Annotated in this window: 5 protein-coding genes; 4 read left to right on the plus strand and 1 reads right to left on the minus strand. The window is 40.7% G+C overall.

The genetic code is table 11. The features are described from left to right. Positions 1-156 precede the first annotated feature (156 nt). Positions 157-927, plus strand: coding sequence for a tetratricopeptide repeat protein (locus tag JXR81_10660; protein MBN2755303.1), 771 nt, complete (start codon positions 157-159; stop codon positions 925-927). Positions 928-1,013: 86 nt separating this feature from the next. Continuing rightward, the gene (locus JXR81_10665) at positions 1,014-2,981 is read left to right on the plus strand and encodes an ATP-dependent DNA helicase (protein ID MBN2755304.1); all 1,968 of its coding nucleotides are present in this window, start codon (positions 1,014-1,016) and stop codon (positions 2,979-2,981) included. Between the two features lie 47 nt (positions 2,982-3,028). Here JXR81_10665 and JXR81_10670 read toward each other — a convergent pair whose 3' ends face one another. Beyond that, complete coding sequence (locus tag JXR81_10670) at positions 3,029-3,274, minus strand: hypothetical protein (protein MBN2755305.1); 246 nt, start codon at positions 3,272-3,274, stop codon at positions 3,029-3,031. A gap of 414 nt (positions 3,275-3,688) precedes the next feature. Here JXR81_10670 and JXR81_10675 point away from each other — a divergent pair, with 414 nt between their 5' ends. Together JXR81_10675 and JXR81_10680 are read left to right on the plus strand one after the other, a co-directional pair. Then, a complete protein-coding gene (locus JXR81_10675; protein ID MBN2755306.1) occupies positions 3,689-4,447 on the plus strand; it encodes an alpha/beta hydrolase in 759 nt (252 codons plus the stop codon). A 126-nt stretch (positions 4,448-4,573) separates the two neighbouring features. Continuing rightward, positions 4,574-5,242, plus strand: a complete 669-nt coding sequence (locus JXR81_10680) for a DUF3106 domain-containing protein (GenBank protein ID MBN2755307.1) — start codon at positions 4,574-4,576, stop codon at positions 5,240-5,242. Positions 5,243-5,565 lie beyond the last annotated feature (323 nt).

A 5,565-nucleotide genomic window follows, 5' to 3' on the forward strand; every position in this document is an offset into this window, starting at 1 on the left:
AACCGGGGATTCTTGGCAGGCTGTACTTTGAAAACCGGACATTTCTATTTTGCAGAAAATAGGACATTTCTATTTTGCGTTGACAAATCTGCGTGAAACCCTTTACATTTTGAATTGATTACCTTATAATTTTGAAAATTATTTAAAGAGGTAATAATGAAAAAACTGTTAATAATTTCAGTGCTTATAGTATTTGCGGTAATGCCGGTATATGCCAAAAATTATTTCAAAGACGGCAATAAAAATTACTTTAACGGGCAATATGATAAAGCACTCTCTGATTATAATGAATTCATAAAAAAACACCCGAAATATTATGAAGGGTATTATAATGCCGGAAACTCCCTTTTTAGAATGGAACAGTACGAAGACGCCCTGTCTATGTATAAAAAAGCGGAAGAATTAAAACCTAAGGATGAAGATATAAAGTACAATATAAAAGTGACACAAGAGAAGATAAAAGAACAGCCTCAAAAGAAACAGGATAATAAGGATAACAAGCAGGACAAGCAGAAAGAAAATAATGATAAAGGGCAGGGCGATAAACAGGAACAACAGAAAAATCAGGACAAGCAGCAGCCTGATAATAATAAAGCCGGTGATGAGAAGCAGTCCGGAGACGGCGCCGGCAAATCAGAAGAGCAGCAGGCAAAAGAACAACAGGAAGAAAGAAAGCAGAAGCTTGGCGGGATGAGCGAAGATGAAGCACAGGCAATGCTTAATATGATGCAGAAACAGGAAAAACAACTTCAGCAGTATTTTAACAGGCAGGGAAAAGAACAGAAGCCGCAGGGAAATATGCAGCAGCTTAATCCGTTTGATATGATGCGCATGTCGCCTGAAGAGATAATGCAGTATATGCAGCGGCAGATGAATGAACCAATGCAGGGGCAAAAAGACCCGAATTCAAATGAGAAGGACTGGTAAGAAGGCGGAAGGTTAGAGGCTTGGATGCTTGGCAGAACAAATCAACAGCAAGGCAGGTGCGGCAGTTGATGTAATAGTTTTTATTTATGGGATATGGGATAGTATTTGTATATGGGATAATAATTAAAAAGGATGTTTACAAATATATGATTGAAAAATATTTTACAGAAGATGTGCCGTCGGTAATACCGGATTTTGAAGAAAGGCCTGAACAGATAGCAATGGCTAAAGCCGTGCATAAGGCCATATCGCGCGGACAGAACCTTTTAATAGAGGCAGGCACCGGAGTGGGTAAAACGCTTGGCTACCTTATACCGGCCGCGGAATACGCCATAAAAAATGATACCAGGGTTATCATTACCACCTATTCAAGGACGCTGCAGTCGCAGATTATTAAAAAAGACCTTCCTGTGGTGCAGAAAATATTTCCGGAATTAAAATTTGAAGCCGCGTATGGAATGTCCAATTATATGTGCCGCAGGCGCGCTTTCGCGCTGCAGGACAAGACTACGCTGTTCCAGGACGCGGGAGGTTCCGGCAATATAATTGATTTTCTAAATAACGCACAGGGGCTTAAAGAAAACAGCCCTTTTCATATACCTGAAGAAGTCTGGTCTTCCATTAACCGGGATAAAAACCAGTGCGCGGAAGAATCATGCGAACATTTCCGTAAGTGCCATTACTGGACAATGAGAAGGCGTTTAAATAAGTGCCATATTGTTGTGGTTAACCATCATTTGTTTTTCAGCGATATAGTTTTCGGCGCGAAGATACTGCCGGAAGCGTCATGCGTGGTTTTTGATGAAGCGCACAAGCTTGAAGAAGTGATGAGGGAGATGATAAGCAGGTCTTTTTCTTCTTTTGGTTTCGCGTCGCTTCTGGCGGAAGCCGCTGATTTTATTTATGGGGCGGGAAAAAGCAGAAAAAAAGATAAAAATTCCAATACGGCCGCGGTTAAAAAGTCCGTGGATGAATTTATACGCCTGTTATTATCAGAAAGGGAACTGCAGCTTGACAGAAAAAATACCGCTCTTATAGACAGGCAGGTTTCTTCATTCATTGACCTGCAAAAAGAACTTGCAGACCTTATGTACATATTGAAGGGGAAAGCCGCCGAGGCAGACACTTCTGATGAGCGCAAATACGCCGAATATTTATTCGGTTCCCTTGAAGGTTCCGCCCTTACCGTTAAGGACTGGTTAAACAGAAACAACCCAAAATATTTTTACTGGCTGGAACAGGAGCCTGACAGCAACGTGAACCTTTGGATAACGCCATACAGGCTTGATGAGGATTTTGAAGAAAAAATAGCTTCATCTTATGAAAGCGTTATCATGACTTCCGCCACGCTTGCCGCGGGGGAGGATTTTTCATATATCATAAAGCAGTTCGGGGTGTATTCCGCGGACCAGGGCGTTTTAAAATCCCCGTTTGATTATAAAAAACAGAGTATTCTGTACCTTGAAAAAGAACTGCCGCTGCCGTCTGAAAAAGAGTTTGCACCGGCTTTAATAAACAGGCTTCAGGAAGTGATAGAAATTACCGGCGGTGCCACGCTTATACTTTTTACCAGTATTGATTTAATGAAAAAATCCTATGAAGCGTTAAAACCAAAATTCAGGGGCATAAAATTCCTGATGCAGGGGCAGTTTAACGCCGTGAAACTTATTGAAAAGTTCAGGGAAGGCCCTGCTGTTTTGTTTGCCACAAGTTCTTTTTGGCAGGGTGTGGATATAAAAGGCGACGCTTTAAAGTGCGTGGTTATAACAAAGCTGCCTTTTGAAGTTCCGGAACACCCGCTTCAGAAAGCCATATACAGGCATGTGAAAGAACAGGGCGGAAATGATTTCGCGGATATCGCGCTGCCAAGGGCTGTCTTTATGTTAAAACAGGGATTTGGCAGGTTAATAAGGGGTAAGGAAGACAGAGGGGCGGTTATTATTTTAGATACGCGAATCACAAAAAAAACCTATGGTAAAAGTTTTATTAAATCACTTCCGGATGCTGATATCACAAGCGATATGGATAATGTTATAAACTTTTTTAATAAATAAAGCCGGAAGACAGAATATAATTCTGCCCCCCGGCTTTAATATAATATTTAAATACTTATTGCTTTTACGTTTACTCCCTTAATTTTTTTCAGTTTTGCTGTCATTATAGCCGCGTCTTTTGGGTTAATAATTTCCAGTATTAAAAGCCCGGTATTGCTGCATGTGGTAGCAGTTGCATCGTGGAGCCCAAGCCTTGTTTTAATACTGCAGCCGTGTTCTGTAAGCACTTTCTGTACAGGAACCGCATCATCCAGCCTTTTTGTGATGGATACAATAATAAGTTCTTTTTTCATCCCTGCCTCCTTAGGTTTAATTTAACTAATTATATAGCGTAAAGGCAAAAAAGCAAAGATTATATCTGCGTAAAATTTGATTATTTGCATTTCATGAAGTATAATTAGTATGCAAGAGAAAGGAAATAGAACCGGAAAGAGAAAGGAAACAGAAAGTGCACCGGAACTGGAAAGAGCTCCAGACAGGGAGTGCCGGACGCAACAAAGGCAGTACCGGCAGGCGGTTTTGGAAGCGGTCACGGGCAAAAGGGTTCGCAGCCCTACATGAAAAAGAAGCCCCTCCGACGGTTGCCAAAACCGCCGTTCTTTTTATATATATCTAAAAAAATCCGTAATTTTACTTAATATTTCTATGTTTATGTATATAATTATAGGGCAAGTGTAAAAATTTTTATAATTAAAAAAAGGGGATAAATGAAAAAACACGGTGTTGCTCCGTATACTGCTGCGGTTATTCACGGCGGCCCGGGGGCGGCGGGCGAGATGGCGCCGGTAGCGAAAGAGTTGTCTGAATTGACCGGAGTTTTGGAGCCGTATCAGAAACATGATACAATAAAAGGGCAGGTTAATGAACTGAAAGATTGTATTGAAAAGTACGCGGATATTCCGGTTGTGCTTATAGGCCATTCGTGGGGAGCCTGGCTTTCCGTTATATTCGCTGCAGCGTATCCTTCGCACGTAAAAAAACTAATACTTGTTTCAAGCGCCCCGTTTGAAGAAGAGTATGCCCTGCAGATACAAAAGACCCGAATGGAAAGGCTTGAGGCAAAAGAGAGAAAAGAAATTGAAAAATTAAGCGCTCAGACGCGCAGCACGGCTGCCTTCAAAAGGCTTGGTGAAATATTTGCCCGGGCGGACAGTTTTGATCCTATAGACAAAAAAGGTGAAGTGAAATTAAACGCGGAAATATTTAATAATGTCTGGAAAGAAGCGGCAGTATTAAGAAAAGACGGAAGTTTAATGAATTTTTTAAGGGAAGTACAGTGCCCTGTAACAGCAATTCACGGCGATTATGACCCTCACCCGGCTGATGGTGTGAAGATACCGCTTGAACAGGCGGTTAATAATTCAAAGTTTATACTTCTTGAAAACTGCGGACACACGCCATGGCTTGAAAAACGCGCGGTTGAAAAATTTTATAAAATATTGAACGCGGAAATTCAGCAGATTTGACCCGTTACTTGACAAAGGGGTATTATGAGAATATAATTTAAATTAACACATCAAAAATTCACGCTAAAAATTCTACTGTTATTCTTGTGAGTAACAGAAATTTATTCCAAAGAAGGAGAAATAGAAATGAAAAAAGGACTTGGTTTGTTAATGGTAATGTTTTTCATGACGTTCGCAGTTGTAGCAATTGCGGATGAAGCAACAGACATTACAAAGGACGATGCGGTAGTTGAAGAAGTGATTTATGAAGCTCTCCCGGTACAGCAGCAGGAAGCGGCAATTGCTGAAGCAACAGGAAAAATGACAGAAGCGGGAAAAGTGGCAGCTTCAAAGAAACTTGAAAAGAAATACGCAAAGATGAATGACAAGAAGAAAGCTGCGGAACAGGCAAAACTTAATAAGAAATTTAATAAGATGACAGAAGAACAGAAAGAAGCAGTTAAGGCAAAAGCGGTTGAAAAGATGAATGCCCTTCCGGAAGCGGAAAAAGCGCAGATAAGGGCAAAAGCACAGGAAAAAATTAACGGTCTTACACCTGAAAAAAGGGCTGAACTTGTTGCAAAGGCAGAACAGCGCTGGACAAATATGAGCGAAGAGAAAAGGGCTGAAAAGCTTGCAAAGGCAAAAGAAAGATGGAACGGTATGTCCAAAGAAGAAAAAAAGATGATGAAGGAAAAGAAGTCCAAAGAAGAAAAGATGAAAAAAGAAATGAAAGGCAAAACAGAAGAAGTTAAGGGTAAAATGGAAGATGCCGCTAAAAAAATTAAAGAAGAAAAAGGCAAAGGCAAAAAGTAATAATCAGATAATATCAAAAAAGGCGCCCTGTTAAGGGCGCCTTTTTTATTTTTAAGCGGCTCCTCAAAAAATATATAATCTTTAGTTGATTTATTGTTATGATTTTTATGGCTTAGATTTGGTAGGCACGGAAGTTGATTTTTTATTTACTTTTGACCCTCTGTCCCTCTGTGCATCCGTCCCTCCTGTTGTACAGGGGTTGGGTATATTTTTTCAGTACGCGCCGCAAATTGGTGTTCTTGTAACCAAACAAGTTTGAAATCTCCGCTGTGTTAACGTAATTGGCAGCCGTAGGCTTGCGGCACATCAGAATCTGCCGCCGT

Source organism: Candidatus Goldiibacteriota bacterium, assembly GCA_016937715.1.
Classification (GTDB): Bacteria; Oederibacteriota; PGYV01; order PGYV01; family PGYV01; genus PGYV01.

Excerpts from the sequence above, each read along its gene's own strand:
- JXR81_10665 (MBN2755304.1), top strand. The coding sequence starts at position 1,014 with ATGGGATATGGGATAGTATTTGTATATGGGATAATAATTAAAAAGGAT.
- JXR81_10675 (MBN2755306.1), top strand. The coding sequence starts at position 3,689 with ATGAAAAAACACGGTGTTGCTCCGTATACTGCTGCGGTTATTCACGGC.
- JXR81_10680 (MBN2755307.1), top strand. The coding sequence starts at position 4,574 with ATGAAAAAAGGACTTGGTTTGTTAATGGTAATGTTTTTCATGACGTTC.
- JXR81_10660 (MBN2755303.1), top strand. The coding sequence starts at position 157 with ATGAAAAAACTGTTAATAATTTCAGTGCTTATAGTATTTGCGGTAATG.
- JXR81_10670 (MBN2755305.1), bottom strand. The coding sequence starts at position 3,274 with ATGAAAAAAGAACTTATTATTGTATCCATCACAAAAAGGCTGGATGAT.